Origin of the sequence: Paraburkholderia largidicola (assembly GCF_013426895.1) — a bacterium.
Classification (GTDB): Bacteria; Pseudomonadota; Gammaproteobacteria; order Burkholderiales; family Burkholderiaceae; genus Paraburkholderia; species Paraburkholderia largidicola.
On sequence record NZ_AP023175.1, the window covers coordinates 2,146,088 to 2,171,056 of the forward strand.

Here is a 24,969-nt window from a genome sequence, read left to right on the forward strand (position 1 = left end):
ATCGGTACGTTTTACGTGGTCGAGAGCATGTTTCGTGTAAGAAAGTTGTCTAGTCGACTATGGAAATTTCCGCTTCCACATAAAGAAGTCGTAAAGGCTTCTCGCGCTCAGCTTGATGTTTCAGGTGGACAGTTTCGGGCGGATATGATCTTGGCCGTCCGAAACCGTTGAAGCGGACGCTTAACGGCTGGCGTGATCCGAAAGCGGCGTTTCGGCGTCGTTCGAAGCGCCGCGGCGCCGGGCGAACGCGACCAGGGCCATTGCGGTACTCGCCGCGATCAGCATCGACTCCCACGGATGTCGCCTGACGTAACGGTCCGCCGCACCGGCCCTGCGTCCGGCTTCGACGATCGTCACCGCGGCGGCGCGCGTCGCATGCGATTCCGCCTTGATGACCGTCTTGCCGATCGACAGGGCCTGAGCAATACCCTCGTCATGCTTCGCCAGCAATCGCGTTGCGATGGAGCGACGCGGGACCGGCGGCGTGGCCGGTGTGTCGGTTGGAGCCGGCTGCGGACCGCTGACGGGGCTACTTGCCGGGCCGCTAACCGGTCCTCCCGGCCTCGCGTCTCTCGCCACCGTCGATGCCGCCAGCACGGACGCCAGCATCGCGCGGCTACCCGGCGGCGTGGCGGGCGCAACCCCCCACGCGCCGCGCGGATCGTGCATGCGGCCTCGCGCGGCGGAGAATTCCGCGCCGAGCAGCAACACGACCGCCGAGAAGTACAGCCACATCAGCAGCACCGCGAGCGAGCCGGCCGCGCCGAACGAATTCGCCATGCCGGCATGCGCGAGGTAGAGCGCAAAGAGTTTCTTGCCCGCCGAGAAGAGCGCAGCCGCCACCGTCCCGCCGACCAGCGCGTCGCGCCAGCGCACGGGCGCATCGGGCAGAAACTTGAGCAGCGCGGCGAACGCGAACGCGAGCACCATCCAGCCGACGGCCAGTTGCAACAGATTGCCGATCACCACATAAGGCGAGTCGCCCCAGATCCAGTTGCCGATAAACGTGATCGCCGTGTCGAGCACCAGCGACACGATCAGCAGGAATGCCACGCCGAGCACGAGTCCGAACGAGATCAGCCGCACGCGCACCAGCGCGAACACGCTCGACGCACGCGGCGCCACCGACGGCCACACGATATTGAGCGCACTGTTCAGCGACGAAAACGTGGCCGACGCGCCCACGGCCAGCAGGACGAACGAGATGATCGCGGCGACGCCGCCCGCACCGCCGCTGCGATGCGCGTTCTGCACGATCGTCGTGACGGCGGCTGCGGCATCGTTGCCGAGCACGCTGTGCACCTGTCTGAACAATTCGCCGCGCGCGGCTTCCGCGCCGAAGAACCAGCCGGAGATCGCGATCACCATCACCAGCGTCGGCGCGAGCGAGAACGCCGCATAGAACGCGATGCTCGCCGCCATCGCCGCGCAGCGGTTCTCGGAGAATTGCCGCAACGCGCCGACAGCCCACGACGCCTGCTTCTTCGCGACCGTTTGCAGCTTGTCGGCGGACAGTGAATCGAGTTCCATGACGGTCCTTCATGACGAGGGTTGAAACGTCGGACGCACAGCGCATGACGCCGCGGATTCATCGCGCATTGCCGCACGCCGGGCCACGCATCTGACAATCGTATTACGCAAGCGTCATGCCCATCTACCTATGCGAATACAACAAGACTGAGCCACCGCGCCAAGCCGTTGAGCATAGATCGTGCAGCGGTTTGTGCTTCTGTGTGCTTACGATCGTCAGGAAACGACTTATACTTTTTTCACCTCCCCACAAATAGAACGAGAGGCGATCATGTTGCAAATGTCCCGCCGTCAGTTCCTGAAGGTGACGGCGAGCACGCTGGCCGGATCGAGTTTGGCCCTGATGGGCTTCTCACCGGAACCCGCGCTCGCCGAGGTCCGACAGTACAAACTGGCTCGTACTACCGAAACACGCAACACGTGTCCTTATTGCTCCGTCGGCTGCGGCATCCTGATGTACGGCCTGGGCGACGGCGCGAAGAACGCGACTTCCAGCATCATCCACATTGAAGGCGACCCGGACCACCCGGTCAATCGCGGCACGTTGTGCCCGAAGGGTGCGAGCCTGATCGACTTCATCCATAGCCCGAGCCGTCTGAAGTATCCCGAGTATCGCGCGCCGGGCTCGGATCAGTGGCAACGCATCTCGTGGAACGAGGCGCTCGACCGCATCGCGAAGCTGATGAAGGAAGACCGCGACGCCAACTTCGTCGAAAGCACGCCCGACGGCAAGAAGGTCAACCGCTGGCTGACCACGGGCATGCTGGCGGCGTCGGCGGGCAGCAACGAGGTCGGCTATCTGACGCACAAGACTGTGCGATCGATGGGGATGCTCGCGTTCGACAACCAGGCGCGTGTCTGACACGGCCCGACGGTGGCAGGTCTTGCCCCGACGTTTGGCCGTGGTGCGATGACGAACCATTGGGTCGACATCAAGAACGCGGACGTGATTCTGGTGATGGGCGGCAATGCAGCCGAGGCGCACCCATGCGGTTTCAAATGGGTGACCGAGGCGAAGGCGCACAACAAGGCGAAGCTGATGGTGGTCGATCCGCGCTTCACGCGCACGGCGTCGATCGCGGACTTCTATGCGCCGATCCGCACGGGCACCGACATCGCGTTTCTTGGCGGCGTGATCAACTATCTGCTGACCAATGACAAGATCCAGCACGAGTACGTGAAGAACTACACGGACATGCCTTTCATCGTCCGTGAAGACTTTGCGTTCAACGACGGCATCTATTCCGGCTACGACGCGAACGCACACAAGTACGCAGACAAATCGACGTGGGACTACGAGCGCGGCGACGACGGCTTCGTGAAAGTCGACGCGACGCTGCAGCATCCGCGTTGCGTCTACAACCTGCTCAAGCAGCACTATTCGCGCTACACGCCGGAGATGGTCGAAAAGACCTGCGGCACGCCGAAGGACAAGTTCCTGCACGTCTGCGAGACACTTGCGACGACTGCAGCGCCCGGACGCGCGGGCACGATTCTCTATGCGCTCGGCTGGACGCATCATTCGATCGGCGCGCAGATGATCCGCACGGGCGCGATGGTGCAACTGCTGCTGGGCAATATCGGCATCGCGGGCGGCGGGATGAACGCATTGCGCGGCCACTCGAACATCCAGGGGTTGACGGACCTCGGCCTGATGTCGAATCTGCTGCCGGGCTACATGACGCTGCCGAACGAGCCGGAACAGGACTTCGACGCCTACATCAAGAAGCGCGCGGCGCAGCCGCTGCGGCCCAACCAGTTGAGCTACTGGAAGAATTACCGCGCTTTCCACGTGAGCATGATGAAGTCGTGGTGGGGCGACGCCGTGACGGCCGACAACAACTGGGGCTACGACTACCTGCCGAAGCTCGACAAGCCGTACGACCTCTTGCAGACCATCGAGCTGATGTACCAGGGCAAGATGAACGGCTATATCTGCCAGGGCTTCAATCCGCTCGCGGCCGCGCCGAACAAGGGGAAAACGGCGGTGAGCCTCGCGAAGCTGAAGTGGCTCGTCATCATGGACCCGCTCGCGACGGAAACCTCGGAGTTCTGGAAGAACCACGGCGAGTACAACGACGTCGACGCATCGAAGATCCAGACGGAAGTGTTCCGGCTGCCGACAACCTGCTTCGCCGAAGAGCGCGGCTCGCTCGTCAGTTCGAGCCGCGTGCTGCAATGGCACTGGCAAGGCGTGGAGGGGCCGGGCGAGGCGCGCAGCGACCTGGAAATCATGTCGGGCCTCTTCCTGCGGATGCGCAAGGCGTACAAGGAGCAGGGCGGCAAGTATCCCGATCCCATCGTCAACCTGAACTGGACATACGCGCGTCCCGACAGCCCGACGCCCGAAGAGATCGCGATGGAGTTCAGCGGCAAGGCGCTCGCGGATCTGCCCGATCCCAAAGATGCGAGCAAGGTGCTCGTCAAGAAAGGCGACCAGCTGGCCGGCTTCGCGCAACTGAAGGACGACGGCACGACGGCGAGCGGCTGCTGGATCTTCTGCGGCGCGTGGACCCAGGCGGGCAACCAGATGGGCCGTCGCGACAACAGTGACCCGACGGGGATCGGCCAGACGCTCGGCTGGGCGTGGGCGTGGCCTGCGAACCGGCGCGTGCTGTACAACCGCGCATCGTGTGATGTGAACGGCAAGCCGTTCGATCCGAAACGCAAGCTGATCGCGTGGAACGGCACGAGCTGGAGCGGCCCCGACATTCCCGACTTCAAGATCGACGAGGCGCCCGAAAACGGCATGGGACCGTTCATCATGAACCCCGAAGGCGTCGCGCGGTTCTTCGCGCGCGACGGCATGAACGAAGGGCCGTTCCCAGAGCACTACGAGCCGTTCGAAACACCGCTCGGCTACAACACCTTCCATCCGAACAATCCGCTGGCGACGAATAACCCGGCTGCGCGCGTGTTCCCGGACGACCGCAAGGCGTTCGGCAAGGCGGCCAATTTCCCGCATACGGCGACGACCTATCGTCTGACGGAACACTTCCACTTCTGGACCAAGCACGCGCGTCTGAACGCGATCATCCAGCCGCAGCAGTTCGTCGAGATCGGCGAGGACCTCGCAAAGCAGGTCGGCGTGGTGGCGGGCGATCGCGTGAAGGTGTCGAGCAATCGTGGGTACATCATCGCCGTGGCCGTCGTGACGAAGCGGATCAAGCCGCTGATGATCGACGGCAAGAAGGTGCAGACGGTCGGCATTCCGTTGCACTGGGGTTTCAAGGGGCTCACGAAACCGGGCTATATCACCAACACGTTGACGCCTGTCGTGGCCGACGCGAATTCGCAGACACCGGAATTCAAGTCGTTCCTCGTGAAGGTCGAGAAGGCATAGGGGAGGCGCCATGGCATTTCAATCGCTGGATATCAGACGCCTCTCCGCCACCACGGTGCAGCCGACGTCGGTGCGCGAGCCCGTCACGGGAGAAGTCGCGAAGCTGATCGACGTGACCAAGTGCATCGGCTGCAAGGCGTGCCAGACGGCGTGCATGGAATGGAACGACCTGCGCGACGAGGTCGGCATCACGACGGGCATCTACGACAACCCGCGCGACCTCACCGAGCATTCGTGGACGGTGATGCGTTTCACCGAGTATGAAAACCCGAAAGGCGATCTCGAATGGCTGATCCGCAAGGACGGCTGCATGCACTGCGAAGATCCCGGTTGCCTGAAGGCGTGTCCGTCGCCGGGCGCGATCGTGCAGTACACGAACGGCATCGTGGATTTTCACGAGGAGAACTGCATCGGCTGCGGCTATTGCATTGCGGGCTGCCCGTTCAACATCCCACGGCTGTCGAAGACCGATCATCGCGTCTACAAGTGCACGCTCTGCTCGGACCGCGTAGGGGTGGGCCAGGAACCGGCGTGCGTCAAAACCTGCCCGACGGGCGCGATCGTGTTCGGCACCAAGGTCGACATGATCCAGCACGCGGAAGAACGCATCGTCGACCTGAAGGAACGCGGCTTCGAACACGCGGGACTGTACAACCCGGCCGGCGTGGGCGGCACGCACGTGATGTACGTGCTGCACCATGCGGACCAGCCATCGCTGTATCACGGCCTGCCTGACGATCCGCACATCAGCCCGTTCGTGAAGCTGTGGAAAGGCGTCGCCAAGCCGCTGGCCGTTGCGGTAATGGCGCTGACGGCGCTGGCAGGCTTCTTCCACTACACGCGCATCGGACCGAACGAAGTCAGCGAAGAAGACGAAGACGCCGCCCGCAACGCCGCGCGCGATATCCGCGAGCGTCGCGAGCACAAGCCCGAGGAGCCCGTCAAATGAAACATCATCGGCATGAGAACCCGGACCTGATCGTGCGCTATACGCCGAACGAGCGCACGAATCACTGGATCACGGCAATCACGTTCGTGCTGCTCGCGCTGTCGGGCCTGGCGCTGTTTCATCCGTCGATGTTCTGGCTGTCCGCGCTGTTCGGCGGCGGACAGTGGACGCGTATTCTGCATCCGTTCGTCGGTCTCGTGATGTTCGTGTCGTTCATGATTCTTGCGCTGCGCTTCTGGCATCACAACTACCTCGATGCCGACGACCGGCAGTGGCTGCGCCAGATCAACGATGTACTCACCAACCGCGAAGACCGGCTGCCCGAAGTCGGCAAATACAACGCCGGGCAGAAGCTGCTGTTCTTTGTTCTGGTGCTGTGCCTGCTGCTGTTGCTGCTGAGCGGCATCGTCATCTGGCGCGCGTATTTCGCGTTCTATTTTCCGATCGAAGTGGTGCGCGTCGCGGCCGTGATTCATGCGGTGACGGCGTTCGTGCTGATCTGCAGCATCATCGTGCATATCTACGCGGCGATCTGGGTGAAGGGTTCGATCGGCGCGATGGTGCGCGGCACGGTGACGCTCGGCTGGGCGCGCAAGCATCATCCGAAATGGTTTCGCGAGAGTATCAAGTAAGCTGCGCGGCGCGCGCCGGGCCGGTAGTGCGCGCTGCGTCGGCATATCTGCTACTGTGACGCCATCCATGTTTCTGACTAGCAGGAACCTGAATTGGTGCAACGCATCCTGGATCCCGGCCAGATCGAATCGATCGATCACTCCGCCATTCCGCGCCTGCGCATGCCGGAGCGCGCGACTGTGTTCTCGACGCGTGCCGCGCGTCTTCGCCAACTGGCGGGCGCGAGTCCGATAGGCGGCTATATCCGGCTGATGGCGACGCTGGCCGATGCGCAGCAGCAAACGCTTGCGCAGATCAGCGCGACGATGCCCTCCACCGAATCCATCGCCCTCGCGCAGCAGCACTCGATGCCCATCGCGCCCGCGACCACGGCGGAGCGCGACCCATTGTGGCGCGACGTATTGCAGCGTCTGCTCGATCGCGTCGAAGCGGCGGGACTGGTGACGCCGATGCTCGCCCGCGTGATCGACGACTTGCGCGTAAAGCGTGCGGAAGAACTCGACGCGCTCGCCGACGCGGTGCTTGCACTGCGCTTCAACGAAGTCGAGCCAGCGTCCGCGCCATTCGTGATGGCGGCGCTGCAGGTGGTGTGGACGGACATCGCGAGCCGCATCGATCAACGTGCCGTGCCGTATCTCGACGCGTCCGGCGCGTGTCCCGTGTGCGGCGTGCCGCCCGTCGCGAGCATCGTGCGCGTCGGCGGGCAGTTCGAGGGTTATCGCTACGTGCAATGCGGCCTGTGCTCGACCGAGTGGCACGTGGTGCGCGTCAAGTGCACGAATTGCGATTCGACGAAGGGCATCGCCTATCACGGCATCGACGGCGGCAGCGAAGCGCTCAAGGCCGAATCGTGCGACGAATGTCACACGTATCGCAAGATCGGTTATCAGGAGAAAGACTACGACTTCGAGCCGCTCGCCGACGATCTCGCGAGCCTCACGCTCGATCTGCTGATGAACGAAGCAGGCTATAAACGCAGCAGTCCGAATCCGATGCTGTGGCCGGAAGTGCCTTCGGACGAGTGAGCCGTCGTCATAGCAACCGCGCGGGGGAACGCAAGCGTGAGCGAAGTGTCGGGAAACCAGCTGAACAGGGACACGCGCGCGTTGCTCGCGCGTGTGCCGGCTGTCGAACGCGTGCTGTCGTCGGCACAAGCGCAACCATTGATCGATGAATACGGCCGCACGCAGGTCGTCGACGCGATACGCGCGGCCGCCGATTCGTTAAGGCGTGATCTGCTCGCGGGCACTACGTTCGATGAATCATTCAGCCTCGAAACCAAGCTGATCGACGATGCGTCGCGTACGCTCGCTGCGCGCGCGCGGCCTCATTTGCGCGCGGTGTTCAATCTGACGGGCACCGTGCTCCACACGAATCTCGGGCGCGCACTGCTGCCCGACGAAGCGGTGCGCGCGGTGATCGAAGCGCTCACCCGGCCGATGAATCTGGAATTCGATCTCGCGACGGGCAGCCGCGGCGATCGCGACGATCTCATCGACGAACTCATCTGCGAACTAACGGGCGCCGAGGCGGCGACGGTGGTCAACAACAACGCGGCGGCCGTGCTGCTGACATTGTCGGCGCTCGCGTCGAAGAAAGAAGTGGTCGTGTCGCGCGGCGAACTGGTGGAGATTGGCGGCGCGTTCCGCATTCCCGACATCATGTCCCGCGCGGGCGCGAAGCTGCGCGAGATCGGCACGACGAACCGCACGCATCTGAAGGATTACGACGAAGCGATCAACGCGCGCACCGCGCTGCTGATGAAGGTTCATTGCAGCAACTACGCGATAGAAGGCTTCACGAAAAGCGTGTCCGTCGATGAAGTCGCGCAGCTCGCGCATGCGCGTGGCCTGCCGATGGCCGTCGATCTCGGCAGCGGCACGCTCGTCGATCTCGCGCAGTTCGGTTTGCCGACCGAGCCGACCGTGCGCGAGACGGTCGAAGCGGGCGCTGATCTCGTTACGTTCAGCGGCGACAAACTACTGGGCGGGCCGCAGGCGGGATTGATCGTCGGGCGCGCCGAGTTGATCCGCAAGATCAAGAAGCATCCGCTCAAACGCGCGCTGCGCGTCGGCAAGCTGACGCTCGCGGCGCTCGAACCCGTGTTGCAGCTTTATCGCGCGCCCGAGTTGCTGCGCGAACGGCTGACGACATTACGTCTGTTGACGCGTCCCGCCGTCGACATGCAGGAACAGGCTTCGCGTTTGCAAGCAGTGCTGCAACGCACGCTCGGCGAGGCGTACAGCGTGACCGCCGAGCCGATGATGAGCCAGATCGGCAGCGGCGCGTTGCCTGTCGATCAGTTGCCGAGCTTCGGTCTTGCAATGCGCAATGCCGCGGGCAAGCGCGGCGGTCGCGCGCTGATGAAGCTCGAAGAAGCGCTGCGCGCACTGCCGCGCCCGGTGCTCGGACGTATCGCCGACGACGCGCTGCGTCTCGATCTGCGTTGCCTCGAAGCCGCTGACGAAGCCACATTCGTCGCGCAATGCGCGGAGCTGCGCATATGATCGTCGGCACGGCGGGCCATATCGATCACGGCAAGACGACTCTGGTACGTGCGCTGACGGGTGTCGACACCGACCGCCTGAAGGAAGAGAAGGCGCGCGGCATTTCGATTGAACTCGGCTACGCCTACACGCCGCTCGACAACGGCGACGTACTCGGCATGATCGACGTGCCGGGCCACGAAAAGCTCGTGCATACGATGGCGGCGGGCGCGTGCGGCATCGACTATGCGCTGCTCGTGATCGCCGCCGACGACGGCATCATGCCGCAGACACGCGAGCATCTCGCGATCCTGCAACTGCTTGGCGTCACGCGCGGCGCGATTGCTTTAACAAAAGCCGATCGCGTGGATGCCGCGCGCGTCGCGCAGGTGCACGAAGAGATTCGCGCGTGGCTTGCCGCGACGCCGTTGGCCGATGCGCCCATGTTCGACACGAACGCGACGTCGCCCGACGATGCCGGCGTGCAAGCGCTGTTGCGTCATCTCCGCGACATGGCCGTTGCATGGCGCGCACGACGGGACGACGGGCTGTTCCGTCTCGCCGTCGACCGTGTGTTCACGCTGGCGGGGCAGGGCACGATCGTGACGGGCACGGTGTTCGCCGGGCGTGTCGCAACGGGCGACACGCTGATGCTCGAACCGGCGCATCGAGCCGTGCGCGTGCGCAGCATCCACGCGCAAAACCGTGCAGCCGATGTGGGGCGCGCGGGACAGCGCTGCGCGCTCAATCTTGCCGGTATCGATAAAGACGCGATTGCGCGCGGCGACTGGATCGTCGATGCACGGCTCGCAAATCCCGGCGAGCGCTTCGACGTCGAACTGACGCTGCTCGCGGACGCGGATATCACACTGCAACACTGGGCGCCGCTGCATGTGCATATCGGCACGCTGCATCGTGTCGCGCATGTTGCGTTGCTCGAAGGCGATACGCTCGCAGCTGGCTGCAGTGCGCGCGTGCAGCTGGTGTTCGATACGCCTGTCTGCGCGTTGCCGGGCGATCGGTTCATCGTGCGTAATGCCCAGGCGACGCGCACGGTCGGCGGCGGGCGCGTGCTCGATCCGTTCGGGCCACCGCGCAAACGCAGGACGGCGGAGCGGCGCGCGTGGCTCGACGCTTTGCAGGCGTGGCTCGACGACGGCCGCATCGGGCCACTGCTCGAACAGGCACCGCGCGGCGTAACGCGTTCGATGCTGACGCAACTGACGGGACTGCCCGCCGACGCGCTGCCGCTGCCAGCCGATGCCGAAGAGATCGCGCTGCATGGCAAGGACGCGGGCGACGCCGTCGTTGTGTTGCGCACGCACTTGGCGCGTCTGCGATCGGATGTGATTGCGGCGCTCGATCAATATCACGCGCGCTCGCCCGACGAACTCGGACCGGATGCCGCGCGCTTGCGGCGGATCGCGGCGCCGCTGGTGCCCGACGCGATGTGGCGCGCGCTGATCGATTCGCTCGTGACGGAAGGTGTGGTTGCGAGAAGCGGGCCGTGGCTGCATTCACCGGGGCATTCGATTGCGCTCGATTCGAACGAGCAAGTTCTCGCGGACAGGCTGCTGCCGCTGCTTCTCGAGGGCCGCTTCGACCCGCCGTGGGTGCGTGATCTCGCGAAGACGACGGGGCAGCACGAAGATGTTGTGCGTCAGGTGTTGCGCAAACTCGCGCGGCAAGGCGACGTGCATCAGGTTGTGCGCGATCTGTTTTATCACCGCGAGGTTGTACATGAGCTTGCGCGGCTTGTCGCGTTGATTGCGAATGGGCATGGCGGCGCGCTGGGCGCGTCGGGGTTTCGCGACGCGACTGGCCTGGGCCGCAAGCGCGCAATCCAGATTCTGGAGTTCTTCGATCGCATCGGCTATACGCGCTTTCAGCGTGAGGTTCATTGGCTGAGGCCGGATTCGCATTTGCGTGAGGCGCTTGCTTGCGAATCGGGTGTGTGAGATTGCGAATAACGGTGTTGTTTCGCGGTCGATATAATCGGCTGCGTGGTTGAAGCGAGGTGTCAACGGAAGGCATTCGTATCTGGTGGTGCGGCAGGGCTTCAAACCCTGTAGGGGGTGTCAGACACTCTCTGGTCGGTTCGACTCCGGCTGCCTTCCGCCAAGAAGCTCGTGGAGCTTTGCGGCGCGTTTTGTGGATGCTGCCGACCATTTCAAGCAGTACAACGACGTATAGGGGCATGCCGAAGGCGACAATGCTTTAAGGCGCCTCGCAGACTGCATTCGACGGCACGCTCAGCGTTGGGGTGACTGCGCTTCCAGATATGGCGGAGAGGAGTTCGTAATCGTTCTTCCCGACACTGACGTCGAAGGTCTTGCCTGCGACGCAACGGCAATCGGCCGTGCTTCGCTTACCGTGGGTATCGGATGCGCCACTGCGACGCGCTCCCATCCCTCGTTGCTGAGTGAATTGACTCAGGCCGCCAATCTCGCTCTATACGACGCCAAGCGTGCGGGAAGGAATCGGGTAGTGTTTTTGAAAGCCAATTCTCTTGCGGCGTGCAAAGATTCTGACGTTACTCGCGTGGGCACTCATCCATAGGATGAAAACGCCGGACAAGGCCAATTCATCGAGGTGCGGACGGGGCGACATGAACCGTTCGCGCCGCTGCGCCGTGAAACCAGTTCGAGTCGTGATTAAAATCCCGATGCTGTCGCACCCCGAACGACGACCGATGACCGAGCGCGTCGAGCGGGCGTGCTGATCTTCTTAATCTGGAAAACCGCCAATTATGGAAACCGGTATCACCGCTGCGCACTCGACTCGGCCGGGGTCTGCTTCGGAGGTTCTGGCGGTTTTTCTGAAATTGGGATTGACCTGCTTCGGCGGTCCCATTGCCCACCTCGGGTACTTTCGCCGGGAATTCGTCGAGCGGCGCCGCTGGCTCGATGACGAAACCTTCACGGATCTGGTCGGGCTTTGTCAGTTCCTTCCTGGACCTGCCAGCAGCCAGGTGGGATACGCCATCGGTCTTCTGCGCGCTGGGTGGCTTGGGGGACTCGCGGCCTGGTGCGGATTCACGCTGCCTTCAGTCCTGTTGTTGCTCAGCTTTGCTGCCATCGCCCCGAGTCTTGGCGGCCCGGTCGGTGGCGGTTTGATCCATGGTCTGAAGCTCGTCGCTGTCGCTGTCGTCGCTCAAGCAGTATGGGATATGGCACGGCGCCTCTGTCCGGATCAACGCCGTGCTGCCATCGCGCTCATCGCCATCGGGGTGCTCAGCATTCTGACGACCGTCTATGCGCAACTCATCGTTATCGCCCTCGGCGCTATGCTCGGACTCGCGTTCTGCCAGACAACGACATTGTCAGATACCAGTCGAGTATCACGACACACGCACGAAATCCGTGTATCCCGCACGGTGGGCGCCGTCGCGTTGATCCTGTTCTGTGTCTTGCTGTTCGGGCTTCCCGCGCTGGTCCGATTCCACGCGGGCCAGGCACTCGAGGTCTTCAATGCGTTCTATCGCTCGGGCGCGCTGGTCTTCGGCGGCGGTCACGTTGTGCTGCCGCTTCTTCAACAGCAAACCGTTGAGGCCGGCCTGGTCTCGCCGAACGATTTTCTCGCAGGCTACGGTGCCGCACAGGCCGTCCCAGGCCCCTTATTCACGTTCGCTGCATTTCTTGGATGGATGATGACCGAAGCGCCGAATCACTGGACCGGCGCGTTGCTCGCCACAGTGGGCATTTTTTTGCCGGGTCTTCTGCTCGTGCTGGCGGCGCTCCCTTACTGGCAAGCGCTGCGCGCTCACCCATCGATGGCTGCGCTGCTTGCGGGGGTGAATGCGGCGGTCGTTGGACTGCTGGCCACCGCGCTGTACTCGCCGGTCTGGACCAGCGCGGTTCTCTCGAAGCTCGACTTTGCCATCGCAGCCATTGGGTTTTTTTTGCTGACACGCTGGAGGATTCCGCCGCTCGCCGTCGTCGCGCTATGTGCGCTGGCCGGCATTGCCGAGGCGACCTTGCACTGAGTCGGAACCTCTGGTTGGGTTCTGGGCCAATTCGAAGCTGAACACGGGCGCCGACATTTTTGTTGTCAGCCCGCTGCCAAAACTGCATGAATTCGCGTTGCGCAGCTATTCACACTTGCCAGCGGGTGTGCCTGCATCGCCAGGTTTCGTCGTTCATCCCAACAACCCTTATCCCGCCTGGCCAGGAGTGCCTCAGTGGGGACTTCTATTCAATGACCAGTCCCGTTTGACGTGGATCGCCTCGCTGAATCTCGGGCAACGCTTCGCTTACGCATCGGCGAAACTGCCTAAACCTGGCATGCCCCGAGGTTAGATGTGCTTGGATGGCCGTTGGGCATTCGAAAGCGGCCCTAGAGACTGCGTTTGCCTGAACGGCGCGAACGGGGCGGGTTAGATGCGCACGGGCTCTAAAAACGCCGTTCAAAGTACCTGAACCGCCCCGACGTGGCCAAGGATGTCAATAGATCGTCCAGATTGGACACCCGGCCCGCGCCCTCCGAGGATACGATTCACTCAAATGTTCTCCCGGCCACGCGTGCCGCCCTGCAGCGTGCTGGTTGCATGGGGTGGACCTCGATGTCGTCGAGTCAAACTAATCATTTGCCGCTTAGGCATGCGCTGTGACGCAACTGCTGGAGCTGGGACTGACGCAGTTGGCCTTGAATAGCTCGCCTCCTCTCGACTCGAGAGGCAGACACAAGAGTGCATACCATCAACTTCATTCAAACACGTTAATCATGAAACACGAAACACAGGAAAACCACGCCGCTCGGCAACGTAACGGCGAGTGCAACCGCACGCAAATTCAGCGCATTGACGAATTTGGCAAGATGAGTCTCGATCTCGAGCGAAAGTGGGCGTGGACGACATCAAGCAGTCGATATGACTGGATGGATTCGCATGCGCCGTTCGCGTATCTCGATTAGATTTAGACGACTGCCGGTTGGCGGTGATCCCGAAACCTGCGGTCACCCGAGATAGCAGATAGTGGATTTCGAAAGCAGCTGGTGTTGGAGAGGGACGGAAGGCTGGTCCGGCCGCCTTGAGCGAAGTAAGTTGCGCGCGGTCTAACCGTCGGTTGTTTGCATGACGATTCATGCGCCGGGATCCCTGCGGCTCCGCTCAGTTGATCTTGAGTCAGTTAGCTGTCGGTGATCTTTCCGGATGCGCTTTCTTTCGCCTGCCACTTCACGAGCGGTTAATTAACCGGACCAGTGAGTGCGGTCGACGCAAACAACGTACCTGCATTGTCGCGCGGCGTGCTCGCACAAGATAATACGGACGCGTCCACCGCGTGGGCTGACATCATGGGTGAAATTGGGGCTGCGTCGGAAAAGCAGAGTAACGGTATCGATCCGGTCGCCCGCGCAGTCGCCCAAACAGGCAGCGGTTGCCGCTTCTTCGCTTGAAGAAGTACGTTTCACAAGCAACCAGAAAAAAACCAGCCCCTGATTCCATTAGCCCGCTGTCCAAATCTGATTACAGGTTTGAACGATGAGCGCCCGCATCCATCGGTGAGCAGAATCCCGATCGTATCGCGTATGCCAGGCCATTTGACAGTCGAACGGTGCGAGTGTCAGCGGTACATCGCATGAGTAAATCTGGTCTTTGAGGGGATGGGTTCGCACCACCCCTGCGGGCAGCACAGCGATCAGGCTGGACGAGAGAAGAAGCGATGGCGCGCCTGAAAAATTGTTCAGTGTCATCGCGACTCGACGGCGCTTTCCGGCGCGCTCCAGCGCGGCATCCGCAATGCCAACAGGATCGCCCGAAAGGGAGACGAGAAGGTGCTCGGCTTCGAGAAACGTCTCCTCAGTCAGTGGCGACCGCGCGAGCGGATGATCCGGCCTCATCGCGCAGACCCAGTCTTCCCTGAAAAGCCGCTGAAGCTTGATTTCATCGCCCATATGCTGAAGCCCGCCGATGCATATGTCGATATTGTTGTCTCGTAGCCGGGCACCCGTTTCCTGACTGGTGTAGGGCACCGCGAGAACTCGAATTCCAGGCGCGTGCCGCTCGATATGCTGACGCAGGGACGGCCACAGGGAACCCGACATGTAATCGGTCACGGCGACGCGGAATGCGCGGGTCGATGTGGCCGCATCGAATCGGACAGGCGACGCGGCCATGCGGATTGCCGCAAGCGGTTCCTGGATTTCCCGCCAAAGCTCTTGCGCTCTGGCGGAGGCTTTGATGCCACGGCCGTGTCGGGTGAACAGCGGATCATCCCAGACCACTCGCATCCGGGCGATTGCATTGCTGACGGCGGACTGGGTTAGCGCCAGACGCTCTGCCGCCTTGGTAACGGATCCTTCCGTCATGACCGCATCGAATATCGAAACCAGATGGAGATCGAGGTCTTTCATGCTGTGTCCGCCGGTTTTGCCCGCCCTCTGTCATCACGAAAAATGATGATACTCCACTAAATCATTGATTAGACGACGTGATGGGCTGCCAGTACGCTTGGGTCATCGCGGCAGAAGCCGGGAGCGAGCTTCCGGCCTGGCGCAACTTTTGACCTGGATCTCGAGCGTCACGAAAAACGTGCGGGCGAACTACGCGCGCGTAACGGACACAACGGGTCCACACGATATTGGACAACATCATGGCAAATACTCTTCAGGGAAAGGTCGCCCTCGTCACGGGCGGCTCACGCGGTATCGGTGCAGCAACCGCTATCCAGCTGGCTTCGGAAGGCGCCACCGTAGCATTCAGTTATTCCAGCAGTGAAGCCGCAGCGAGGAATGTCGTCGCGCAAATCGAGGCGTCGGGTGGTAAGGCGATTGCGCTGAAGGCTGACCAGGCGGACGCAACCGCGGTCAAAACATTGGTCGCGGAAGTCGTCAAGCGTTTGGGCAAGCTCGACATTCTGGTCAACAACGCGGCCGTTTTCGAAACGGGCACTGTCGAGGAAACCACGGAGACATCCGGCTTTGAACGCCAACTGAAGATCAACTACGAAGCGGTCGTGACTGCGATCCGCGAAGCCTCGCGAGTGATGGTCAGCGGCGGCCGGATTATTTCTATCTCGTCGGCCCTCGCGCTACGCTCGACCTGGCCCGGGCTTGCAGACTACAGCGCGACAAAACGCGCAATCGAGGGCTATAGCAAAGGTGTCGCCCGGGATCTCGGAGCGAAGGGTATTACTGTGAATGTCATCGGTGCCGGATCGACGAACACCGAGATGAACCCGGACAATAGCCCCTTTGCAGAAGCACAAGCGGCTGCAACTGCACTCGGACGCTTTGGCCGCCCGGAAGAGATTGCTTCCGTAGTCGCCTTTATCGCCAGTCCTGCGGCGAGCTTCATCACGGGAGCGATTATTCCAGTCGACGGCGGATATAGCGCGTGAGGTTGCGCGAGCGACGCGATGCATTTTGCACTGATCGACTCGAACAACTTTGAGTGATTGGGAAGGTTTTAAGAAGGAATCCGAAATTGAATAGTTCACCTGTAGTACTCGTCACTGGAGCGCTTGCCGGTATCGGTCGAGCGACAGCCATTGCTTTCGCCAGGGAGAAAGCCCGGCTGGTCGTCTCGGGGCGCCGGCCGGAAGAGGGCAAGCGGCTAGCAGAGGAGTTGCGCTCGTTCGGTGCCGAAGCAGAGTTCGTACAAGCGGATGTGCGATTCGAGGAGCAAGTGCAAGCTCTGGTGGAAAGCGTTATTGCCCGCTTCGGTCGTTTGGACATCGCGGTGAATAGCGCAGGCTATGAGGGCGAGCCCGGACCGATAGTCGAACAGACTGTCGATCGATACGCCTCTGTCTTTGACGCGAATGTGCTAGGCACGTTACTCGCGATCAAGCACGAACTTCGGGCAATGTCGGCCCAGCGCGGCGGGAGCATCGTCAATGTGTCATCGACGATGGGAATCCGCGGCGCTGCTAGGAATGCGCTTTATGTCGCCAGCAAGCACGCCGTAGAGGGTCTCACAAAGTCCGCTGCACTCGAGGCCGCAGCATTCAATATTCGTGTCAATGCGGTCGCACCTGGGCCCATACAAACCGAAATGCTCGATCGGATAACGGGCTCCGAAAAGAGCAAGGCGACCATGCTCGCCACCGTGCCACTTCAGCGCGCGGGAACGCCGGAAGAAATTGCGGATGCAATCGTTTTCGTCGCGTCGGATAAGGCGAGTTATATGACGGGAGAAGTGCTTAGAGTCAACGGCGGACGAACTGCTGCTTAAAGCCTGCGCGTCACCTGCCGCCGCCCGATAACAAACATCGGGCATCTGCGGCCGCCTTTCTGGAGGTAAGAAAATGAGTATCCTGTTTTCCCCGCTCGAATTGGGGGAACTCAAGCTTGCGAATCGAGTGATGGTTTCGCCAATGTGCCAATACGTTGCTGAAGAGGGTAAAGCTACCGCATGGCACATGATTCACCTGGGCGGTCTGGCCAACTCGGGTGCGGGCTTGCTTTGCATCGAAGCAACGGCAGTGGAGCCAGGCGGCCGTATCACGCCTGGCGACCTGGGCCTGTGGGACGACGAAACTGAAATGTCGCTTAAGCCGGTCGTGGACGCGGTGCGGCGCCACTCGAACGTTCGTCTGGCCATCCAGTTGGGGCACGCAGGACGTAAGGCGTCCAGCGAAGTGCCGTGGAAAGGCGGCCAACAGATCGCTGTGGCTGATGGAGGCTGGATCGCGGACGCCCCCTCGGCGTTGCCGCAGAAAGAAGGCGAGGAGTTGCCGCGTGAGTTGGATCGCGCAGGGATGATCCGCATCCGGGACGCTTTCGTTTCGGCCGCGCGGCGCGCAGACCGGCTTGGCATCGACGCGATTGAACTGCATTGTGCCCATGGCTATCTGCTTCACGAGTTCCTTTCCCCGATTTCGAACACACGGACCGATGAGTACGGCGGGACCGTCGCGAACAGAATGCGTTATCCGTTGGAGGTAGTTGACGCGGTGCGCGCTGTCTGGCCGAAGCACAAGCCGCTTGGTGTCAAGGTTTCGGCTACGGACTGGATGGACGCCGGCTGGGACATAGAGCAGACCATCGAGTTTGCGAAGGCACTGAAGACACGAGGCGTTGACTGGATCGACGTGTCTTCAGGCGGCATTTCGCCGCTGCAGAAAATCACGTTGGGCCCGGGCTATCAGGTTCCGTTTGCCAACCAGATCAGGAAAGCAACAGGCGTCACGACTATCTGCGTGGGTCTGATAACAGACGCGCAACAGGCCGAGGACATTCTATCCAGTGGCCAGGCGGATGCTGTGGCTATCGCTCGAGGCATGCTCTACGACCCACGTTGGACGTGGCACGCAGCGGCGACACTCGGCGCTACCGTCGAAGCCCCCCGGCAGTACTGGCGCGCGCCTCCGCAGAGGCATGCGGCCATTTTCGACGGAGTCATGAACGGCGCACGATGAAGGGTGCGATGTCTGACATTGCTCGCCTCCTCCGCGTTCGTTTCGGCGGCGGTTCCGCATGTGAAAGCGCCCGCCGCACGGCGCTTGCCTGCGCCATCGGAACTCAGCAAAACGGCAGTGTTGTCGCTTCAGCGCAATTCCGTCACCGTCGCGCTCAGGTTCGCGGCGATCTCGCGAGCGCGTTGTTTCTCGTCGTCGCTCAGGCGTTCGGCCAGTCTCGACTCGATGATCCTGATCGCAGCGGCATACGCCGGTATCCCGCCATTCGCTTCGAAACCGGCGCGCGCACGGGCTATCCATGCCGCGCCGAGCGAACGGTCGCGCGGCACGCCGTTGCCGGCCAGAAAACGCATGCCGATGTCGTATTGCATCAAGGGATTGCCCAGCAATGCCTCGTTCAGACATGACAGACCGTCCCAGCGCTGACGCAGTTCGTCCGCGGGTGTGAGTGAATCGTTGCGCCACGGATTCGACGCCGCGTCGGCTGGAACCAGCCAACGCCGCTGATTGCTGGTGAGTTCCGATTCCGCGCCCGTCGCCAACGCATGCAAAGCGAGCGCAATCTGCGACTGCTCCGCGCCGCCTCGCGCGCCTTGTTGATGCAGTTGCATCGCCTGCGCGGGGTTGCGCATCGCGCGCGGCCCGATTTCGTACAGGGTCGCGAGATCGCTGGCTGCCCAGTCGTCGCCGGCCGCCAGCGCTTTTCCTAACCAGACGCGGCCCGCGTCGGGATCGCGCCCGACGCCGCGCCCATAGGCGTACGCCACACCCACCATCCGTTTGGCCTCTGCGTCGGCGGGCGCCGCCTTCGATGCCCACGTGAGCGCCTCATGCTCGTCGACCCGGCCGCCCAGGCCCGTGAAGAGATGCCATGCGAGCGAAGTTTGAGCCGATGCGTTGCCCTGTTCCGCAGCACGCCGGAACCAGTAGGTCGCCGCCGACAGATCGGGCGTGACGCCTTCGCCGAGATCGTAGCTGTCGCCGAGCATCGACTGGTATTTCGCGTCGCCTTGATTCGCGACCGTCCATTGCCAATACACACGATCAGTGTCGCTGGCGATGCCGTTGCCCTTGTCGGCAAGCGCTTTCATCGCCATCGCGTTGCCGCTGCGTGCGGCGGCCTGACACCAGCGCGCCGCATAGTCGGGACGACGTTGCACGCTCGGGCTCCCGAACGTGTACGTGCTGCAAAGCCATGCTTGGGACGCGGGATCGCCGAGTTGCGCGCCCTGGGAAAACCAGTTCAGCGCTGCGCCAGCGTCGTGCTTGCCCGCGATGCCGCCCGCGTACGTATAGCCGAGTACGCCATAAGCCGCGGGAACACGGCGTGTCGCAGCCGCTTCGAGCCACTCGACGCCCGTCTTTCCCGCCAGAGACTGATGATGTTCCGTCAGATACGCCCCGAGCGACACGCTGCTCGCGGAATCGCCCGCGTCCGTCGCGAGCGTCAGGTAATGCAGCCCGAGAGATTCGTCACGCGGCACTTCGGTACCGGCGAGATACTGGTTGCCGATCCAGCGCGCCGCCTCGACGTGGCCATGGTCCGCAGCGAAGCGATACCAGCGCATCGCCTGGTCCTTGTCGACGGGCGTGCCTTGCCCCTGCCACGCCCAGGCGGCCGCAGTGACCGCCGCGGCGGTGCTGCCGCGCTCGGCGCCCTGTCTGGCGAGCCTGAACGCCTTGACGGGATCGACCGGCTCACCTTCTCCGTGCAGTGCATACACCGCGAGATTGAGCGAGGCGACGGCAAGCCCCTGCGCCTGCGCTTTTGCAAACCACTTGTGCGCTTCGGCGGGGTTCTTGTGCGTGCCCCAGCCTTCGCGGTACATCACGCCAAGATCGTTTTGTGCCGACGCCGAACCGGCGTCCGCTGCGCCACGCATCCAGCCGAGCGCGGCTTCCAGGTCAACGGGACCGCCACGGCCGGTGCGATAGAGGCCGGAGAGCGCGGCGCGAGCGGCGGCATCGCCTTCGAGCGACGCCTTTCGGTACCAGTCGCGCGCCTCGACATCGTTCTTTGCGACGCCGGTGCCGGTTGCATAGAAATCGCCAACCCTGCGCTGCGCGTAGACCGAACCTCGCGTTGCTGCGCGCAACATCAGAGCGAATCCACGGTGGGCGTCACGCGGCGCACCCACGCCCTCCAGATACGCGTCGCCCAGCACTGCCCCGGCAGCGAGGTTGCCCTGGCGCATGGCCGCGCGCAACCACCCAATGCCGTTTGCGGGATCGCTCGGTACGCCTTCGCCGCGCAATAACGCGAAGCCGAGCAGGAACTGGGCGCCCGCATCGCCACCGGTCGCACCTCGAATCATCCACGCAGCGGCGACGGCGGGGTCGCGCGGCACGCCGCGCCCGAACGCAGCAAATTGCGCCGCGTTGGCCGCGCCGTTCGCGGAGCCTGCGTCGGCGGCCTGGACGAAGTACCGGTACGCGGCCGTGTTATCGACCGGTTGTCCCTCGCCGTTGGCGCTCATCGCGCCGAGCACATCGGCCGAGACTGCATCGCCTTGCGCAGCAGCCGATTCGAACCACTTGCGCGCCGCCGTGTAGTCCTGAGGAACCGCCGTGCCGTCGCGATAGACGTTTCCGAGTATGCGGTGCGCAAGCAGCGAGCCTTCGAGCGCCGCTGACTCGAGGATTGCGACACCTCGCTGGGTGTCGCGCTGCCCGCCGTAGCCGTACGTCATCATCTGGCCGTACAGCGCTCGCGCGGTCAGATTGCCGCGCGCGGCTTCGTCCCTGCAACGCGTGAGTTCGTCTTGCGACTTGTCGAGCGGCGACGCGCTCCAGAAGCGATAGTCGAACGCCAGGGCGCAGGGCGTCGTTCTGTCTTCGATCGCCACTAGTGGCACCCCGGCAGGAAGCTGGGTGCTGGAAAGCCGCGCGACGGGAGTTGCATGCGGCGGCGCGGGTAACGCCATGGCCACGACGGGGAGCCCCGCGAACGCAGCGCCCAGCAACGTGCCGACATGGCGACGCGCGCCTTCGCGTGTCATGTGTCGCACCTTCATGGCTACTGCACGGTCACGTTTTTGACGACGATGTCGGTGTGGTCGTCCTCGTCGTCATACGATGTCCACCATGGGATGCCATAGTTCACGAGCAACGCGATGTTGATGCGCTCCGTGCTGCCGCTCTTCTTCACGAATTTGCAATGCAGCTCGACCGCGTCTCCATCGAGCGACCTGAAAACCGTCGACGCGGGAACCGTCTTGCCGACCTCGCACGTTCTGGCCGTTTCGCCGTACTCCGACGGGAGGGGAACGGGGAATGCGATGCTGTGCCCTTCGAGAAGCGGCAGACTCGCGACCTCGACGGCCGTGTCGTCCTTCAACGTGCCGAGCGGCGTCAGTCCAGACCCGACGTTTTGCCGCAGCAGGTCCGCGACACCGAAGCTCAGATAGAAGTCGGACCAGTCCTTTGGGGTGGAGTCTGCGCCCGGCGTGACGAGTTCGGCGATCACGCCATTGTTGCGGCGGTTCACGAACGTGTCCTTGAACGGCGACGGGTTGTTCGGTTTCGTCCGATGGTGCCATTCTGCGTCGATCACGAGACGCGCGTACGGCAGCGGCCGGCTGCCGTTCGCCGGCAACTTCCGGCGGATCGAATCGGGCAAGCGCCGTTCGTCGAACATGTCGTCGAGGTACGCGGACGGGTCGGTCAGCACCTTCGTGCGCGCCGACGGCTTGTGGTCGAGAGTCTGGAAAAACTCGTACGTTGCGCGCTGGCGCGACGCCGGTGGTACTGCATCGATCGTGTCCACACCTGCGACCACTACGTCGCAGAAGTTCGGTGTGCGCTTCTCGCTGAATTGTGGCGTCAGTTTTGCTACGAGTCCCGATTCGAGGTCCGATTCAGCGGCTAGCAGTTCCGAAGTGGTGTATCGCTCGTCGTACGAGTCGGGCATGCTGCGACCGACCGAAATCTCCAGGATTTCCAGCAAATCCTTGAAGCCATGTGGCGAAAGCGTTTTTGCCAGCAGGACGAAGTCGCGGCCGTTGGCGGCGATGGCATCGCAATCGCCCTTCTGACCTTGCGCCAGGTCTTTCATCAAGTGCAGCACTCGCAAGCGGTCGTCCGGCGAGAGCTGACCGCCGAACATCCCTCGCGCTTGCGAAAATTTGCTGAACTTCTCGCGGTACTCTGCGTCCGCCGCGATCCGCGTGAATACATCCATCAGCAAGCGGCCGTTGTCCGAAGCAGGATCGAGTCCCGACTGGCTGAAGAACTGGCGGATACGCTCGTTGCTCACAGCCGCGGGATTGACCGGCGCGGTTGTCGACGCTGGTGATTCGGGCGCAACAGGCTGCGTGCTTCGCATATCGAGTGCATATGCGCTTGCTACCGTGAAAAACAGCACTACCCCGTAGAACCTGGTCTTTAGCTTCATCTTGTTCGAATGTTCAAATGGCCATTGAACCGGCAACCCGACGCCCAGGCTCACCGATTCATTCAAGCGGCATGCATGACGCGGATGCGGCAGGATGAGATATCGGCAAGTCGGGGAGATTCTTGAACAATGGCCGGCTTCTGCCAACTCGTGGACGAATGATCGCTACTCAACCGAGCGCTGTCTTTGCCGAGGTTTTATTGCGAAAGGCAGTTGTGGGTCACGTTGGCCTATGCGTTTCGATAGCTGGAAAACAGTACGTCGGCTACGTCGGGCGCCGCAGACCGAGCTTGTTCCGCCTGACTCGGCTTCGCGATGCATGCTTTGCCGCCCAACGTGTCGGTGGCACCGACGAATCTTCGAACAAAGACATGATGTGCGTCCTCTTGGCGCATCATCGCGTGCGAGGGAAGGGCGACGGTATCGAGCAACCCGAGAACTCAGGCGATGACCTTCTGCTCCCCGGCAGCCTGCTCGCGCATGCGACGGGCTTCGTCGCGCAGGAACTGCTGGTAATCGTCCAGATCGCCGTCGAAGGGCTCGACGCCACCCTTGGTGACGAGCCAGAATTCATCACATACGGCGCGCAACAGGGCGCGATCGTGACTGACCAGCATCACCGTGCCTTCGAATTCGTTGAGCGCCATGCCTAGCGCTTCGCGTGTGGCCAGGTCGAGGTGGTTGGTCGGCTCGTCGAGTAGCAGCAGATTGGGGCGCTGCCACACGATCATGCACAACACGAGCCGCGCCTTTTCGCCGCCGCTCATCGTTTTGACCGCCTGATGGACCATGTCGCCACTGAAGTTGAAGGTGCCAAGGAAGGTGCGAAGCGATTGTTCGGTGCCACTCTGGCCGGGTGCGCGCATGTGGGGCGGCGTGTCTCTGGCAAGGCGGATCATGTGTTCCATCGGCGTGTCGAGCGGACGCAGCACGTCCAGTTCCTGCTGTGCGAAATAGCCGATGTTCAGGCCTTTGCCTTCGCTGATCTCACCAGCGATCGGTGCAAGTGCGTGCGCCACCGTCTTCACCAGCGTGGACTTGCCCTGGCCGTTGGCACCGAGGATGCCGATGCGCTGTCCGGCCAGCACGGATCGGTTGATGCCCCGCACGATGACCGTGGGCGGCGTGCCCGGCAGTGCGTCGGTCGGCGCCGGGTAGCCGAAGCTCGCGTCCAGCATCGACAGCAGCGGATTCGGGACGTTGAGTGGTTCCTTGAACTCGAAGCTGAACTCTGCGTCGGCAAGCACGGGTGCGATCTTCTCCATGCGTTCGAGCGCCTTGACCCGGCTTTGCGCCTGCTTCGCCTTCGAGGCCTTGGCCTTGAAGCGGTCGATGAATTTCTGCAGGTGGGCGATCTTGTCCGCCTGCCTGGCCATCGCGGCCTGCTGCAACACGAGCTGCTCAGCGCGCATCTCTTCGAACTTGCTGTAGTTGCCGCCGTAACGTACGAGCCTGGCGTTGTCGACGTGCACCGTCACCTGCGTTACCGCGTCGAGGAATTCGCGATCGTGGCTGATCACGACAAGGGTTCCTTGATAGCGCTTGAGCCACGCCTCCAGCCACACCAGCGCGTCGAGGTCGAGGTGATTGGTCGGCTCGTCGAGCAGCAACAGGTCGGACGGGCACATGAGCGCGCGCGCCAGCTGCAGTCGCATGCGCCAGCCGCCGGAGAAACTGTTGACCGGCTGGCTAAGCTGCGCATCAGTGAAGCCAAGGCCCAGGATCAGCGCCTGGGCACGGGCGGGGGCATCGTGCGCACCGGCGTCGTGCAGGTCCATGTAGGCGTGCGCCATGCGCATACCGTCGTCACTGGCTTCAGCGGCGGCTACTTCGGCGTGCGCAGCCAGCAGCACGGTGTCACCTTCGACCACGAAGTCGGTCGCGCTCTGCTCGGTCTCCGGCATCTCCTGCGCGACCTGGCCCATCTTCCACGCAGCGGGAATCGAGAACTCGCCGCTATCTTCGTGCAGCGTGCCGTTCAGAAGGCCGAAGAAGGACGACTTGCCAGCGCCATTGCGGCCGACCAGACCAATCTTTTCGCCGGGGGTGAAGGTGATGGATGCGTTGTCGAGTACGACGTTAACGCCGCGGCGCAATGTGAGATTACGGACGGAAATCATATGGGGCTACTTCGGAGAGGATAGGCATGATAGCCGACCGGATGCGCGGGGCTGTTTTTTTCTGGCCGCACGAGTGACGAGCCGCTCGTGCTTCACGGCGTCCATCGGCCGCAAAGGGAGGCGGACACTAGCGCACCGGGCGTTCCGGCTGCGGGG

The 24,969-nt window shown here is 62.6% G+C and carries 15 protein-coding genes, 1 tRNA gene and 1 pseudogene; 12 read left to right on the forward strand and 5 right to left on the reverse strand.

Going from position 1 to position 24,969, the window contains the following annotated elements; translation table 11 throughout:
• Nucleotides 1-180: 180 nt before the first annotated feature.
• Complete coding sequence (locus tag PPGU16_RS26225) at nucleotides 181-1,530, reverse strand: YhjD/YihY/BrkB family envelope integrity protein (RefSeq protein WP_180723301.1); 1,350 nt, start codon at nucleotides 1,528-1,530, stop codon at nucleotides 181-183.
• 271 nt (nucleotides 1,531-1,801) lie between these two features.
• On the opposite strand from PPGU16_RS26225, the gene fdnG reads away from it, so the two are divergent.
• The 9 genes and pseudogenes from fdnG to chrA all read left to right on the forward strand — a co-directional run bounded on the left by fdnG (nucleotide 1,802) and on the right by chrA (nucleotide 12,926).
• The gene (gene fdnG / locus PPGU16_RS26230; RefSeq protein ID WP_180723302.1) at nucleotides 1,802-4,873 is read left to right on the forward strand and encodes a formate dehydrogenase-N subunit alpha; all 3,072 of its coding nucleotides are present in this window, start codon (nucleotides 1,802-1,804) and stop codon (nucleotides 4,871-4,873) included.
• A 10-nt stretch (nucleotides 4,874-4,883) separates the two neighbouring features.
• Nucleotides 4,884-5,822 (forward strand): formate dehydrogenase subunit beta, encoded by a 939-nt coding sequence (gene fdxH, locus PPGU16_RS26235; protein ID WP_180723303.1) that lies wholly within the window; start codon nucleotides 4,884-4,886, stop codon nucleotides 5,820-5,822.
• Nucleotides 5,819-6,454, forward strand: a complete 636-nt coding sequence (locus tag PPGU16_RS26240; RefSeq protein WP_180723304.1) for a formate dehydrogenase subunit gamma — start codon at nucleotides 5,819-5,821, stop codon at nucleotides 6,452-6,454. Before fdxH ends, PPGU16_RS26240 begins: the two co-directional genes overlap by 4 nt.
• A 93-nt stretch (nucleotides 6,455-6,547) precedes the next feature.
• Nucleotides 6,548-7,480: a formate dehydrogenase accessory protein FdhE gene (gene fdhE, locus PPGU16_RS26245; protein ID WP_180723305.1), complete on the forward strand. Its 933-nt coding sequence runs from the start codon at nucleotides 6,548-6,550 to the stop codon at nucleotides 7,478-7,480.
• A 36-nt stretch (nucleotides 7,481-7,516) separates the two neighbouring features.
• Nucleotides 7,517-8,962, forward strand: coding sequence for an L-seryl-tRNA(Sec) selenium transferase (gene selA / locus PPGU16_RS26250; RefSeq protein WP_180723306.1), 1,446 nt, complete (start codon nucleotides 7,517-7,519; stop codon nucleotides 8,960-8,962).
• Complete coding sequence (selB, locus tag PPGU16_RS26255) at nucleotides 8,959-10,899, forward strand: selenocysteine-specific translation elongation factor (protein ID WP_180723307.1); 1,941 nt, start codon at nucleotides 8,959-8,961, stop codon at nucleotides 10,897-10,899. Before selA ends, selB begins: the two co-directional genes overlap by 4 nt.
• A gap of 67 nt (nucleotides 10,900-10,966) precedes the next feature.
• A tRNA-Sec gene (locus tag PPGU16_RS26260) sits at nucleotides 10,967-11,062 on the forward strand.
• Between the two features lie 27 nt (nucleotides 11,063-11,089).
• A pseudogene (locus PPGU16_RS26265) lies at nucleotides 11,090-11,500 on the forward strand (GGDEF domain-containing protein); the annotation flags it as partial.
• A gap of 190 nt (nucleotides 11,501-11,690) precedes the next feature.
• On the forward strand, nucleotides 11,691-12,926 hold the full coding sequence (gene chrA, locus PPGU16_RS26270; RefSeq protein ID WP_180723308.1) for a chromate efflux transporter: 1,236 nt from the start codon (nucleotides 11,691-11,693) through the stop codon (nucleotides 12,924-12,926).
• 1,457 nt (nucleotides 12,927-14,383) lie between these two features.
• Here the strand turns inward: chrA and PPGU16_RS26275 are convergent.
• Complete coding sequence (locus PPGU16_RS26275) at nucleotides 14,384-15,292, reverse strand: LysR family transcriptional regulator (protein ID WP_180723309.1); 909 nt, start codon at nucleotides 15,290-15,292, stop codon at nucleotides 14,384-14,386.
• A gap of 239 nt (nucleotides 15,293-15,531) precedes the next feature.
• On the opposite strand from PPGU16_RS26275, the gene PPGU16_RS26280 reads away from it, so the two are divergent.
• The 3 genes from PPGU16_RS26280 (at nucleotide 15,532) to PPGU16_RS26290 (ending at nucleotide 18,300) form a co-directional block, all read left to right on the forward strand.
• Nucleotides 15,532-16,278: an SDR family NAD(P)-dependent oxidoreductase gene (locus PPGU16_RS26280; protein WP_180723310.1), complete on the forward strand. Its 747-nt coding sequence runs from the start codon at nucleotides 15,532-15,534 to the stop codon at nucleotides 16,276-16,278.
• 86 nt (nucleotides 16,279-16,364) lie between these two features.
• A complete protein-coding gene (locus PPGU16_RS26285) occupies nucleotides 16,365-17,114 on the forward strand; it encodes an SDR family NAD(P)-dependent oxidoreductase (RefSeq protein ID WP_180723311.1) in 750 nt (249 codons plus the stop codon).
• Between the two features lie 73 nt (nucleotides 17,115-17,187).
• Nucleotides 17,188-18,300 (forward strand): NADH:flavin oxidoreductase/NADH oxidase, encoded by a 1,113-nt coding sequence (locus PPGU16_RS26290; protein ID WP_180723312.1) that lies wholly within the window; start codon nucleotides 17,188-17,190, stop codon nucleotides 18,298-18,300.
• 128 nt (nucleotides 18,301-18,428) lie between these two features.
• Here PPGU16_RS26290 and PPGU16_RS26295 read toward each other — a convergent pair whose 3' ends face one another.
• From PPGU16_RS26295 to PPGU16_RS26305, 3 genes are all read right to left on the reverse strand, one after another.
• Entirely contained in the window at nucleotides 18,429-21,299 is a 2,871-nt protein-coding gene (locus PPGU16_RS26295; RefSeq protein ID WP_243460614.1) for an SEL1-like repeat protein, read from the reverse strand.
• 17 nt (nucleotides 21,300-21,316) lie between these two features.
• The gene (locus PPGU16_RS26300) at nucleotides 21,317-22,624 is read right to left on the reverse strand and encodes a hypothetical protein (RefSeq protein WP_243460615.1); all 1,308 of its coding nucleotides are present in this window, start codon (nucleotides 22,622-22,624) and stop codon (nucleotides 21,317-21,319) included.
• A 509-nt stretch (nucleotides 22,625-23,133) separates the two neighbouring features.
• Nucleotides 23,134-24,813, reverse strand: coding sequence for an ABC-F family ATP-binding cassette domain-containing protein (locus PPGU16_RS26305; RefSeq protein WP_180723315.1), 1,680 nt, complete (start codon nucleotides 24,811-24,813; stop codon nucleotides 23,134-23,136).
• Between the last annotated feature and the right edge of the window lie 156 nt (nucleotides 24,814-24,969).

Coding starts and splice junctions, on each gene's coding strand:
- PPGU16_RS26225 (WP_180723301.1), bottom strand. CDS start 1,530: ATGGAACTCGATTCACTGTCCGCCGACAAGCTGCAAACGGTCGCGAAG.
- fdxH (WP_180723303.1), top strand. CDS start 4,884: ATGGCATTTCAATCGCTGGATATCAGACGCCTCTCCGCCACCACGGTG.
- PPGU16_RS26240 (WP_180723304.1), top strand. CDS start 5,819: ATGAAACATCATCGGCATGAGAACCCGGACCTGATCGTGCGCTATACG.
- selB (WP_180723307.1), top strand. CDS start 8,959: ATGATCGTCGGCACGGCGGGCCATATCGATCACGGCAAGACGACTCTG.
- chrA (WP_180723308.1), top strand. CDS start 11,691: ATGGAAACCGGTATCACCGCTGCGCACTCGACTCGGCCGGGGTCTGCT.
- PPGU16_RS26275 (WP_180723309.1), bottom strand. CDS start 15,292: ATGAAAGACCTCGATCTCCATCTGGTTTCGATATTCGATGCGGTCATG.
- PPGU16_RS26280 (WP_180723310.1), top strand. CDS start 15,532: ATGGCAAATACTCTTCAGGGAAAGGTCGCCCTCGTCACGGGCGGCTCA.
- PPGU16_RS26290 (WP_180723312.1), top strand. CDS start 17,188: ATGAGTATCCTGTTTTCCCCGCTCGAATTGGGGGAACTCAAGCTTGCG.
- PPGU16_RS26295 (WP_243460614.1), bottom strand. CDS start 21,299: ATGACACGCGAAGGCGCGCGTCGCCATGTCGGCACGTTGCTGGGCGCT.
- PPGU16_RS26300 (WP_243460615.1), bottom strand. CDS start 22,624: ATGCGAAGCACGCAGCCTGTTGCGCCCGAATCACCAGCGTCGACAACC.
- PPGU16_RS26305 (WP_180723315.1), bottom strand. CDS start 24,813: ATGATTTCCGTCCGTAATCTCACATTGCGCCGCGGCGTTAACGTCGTA.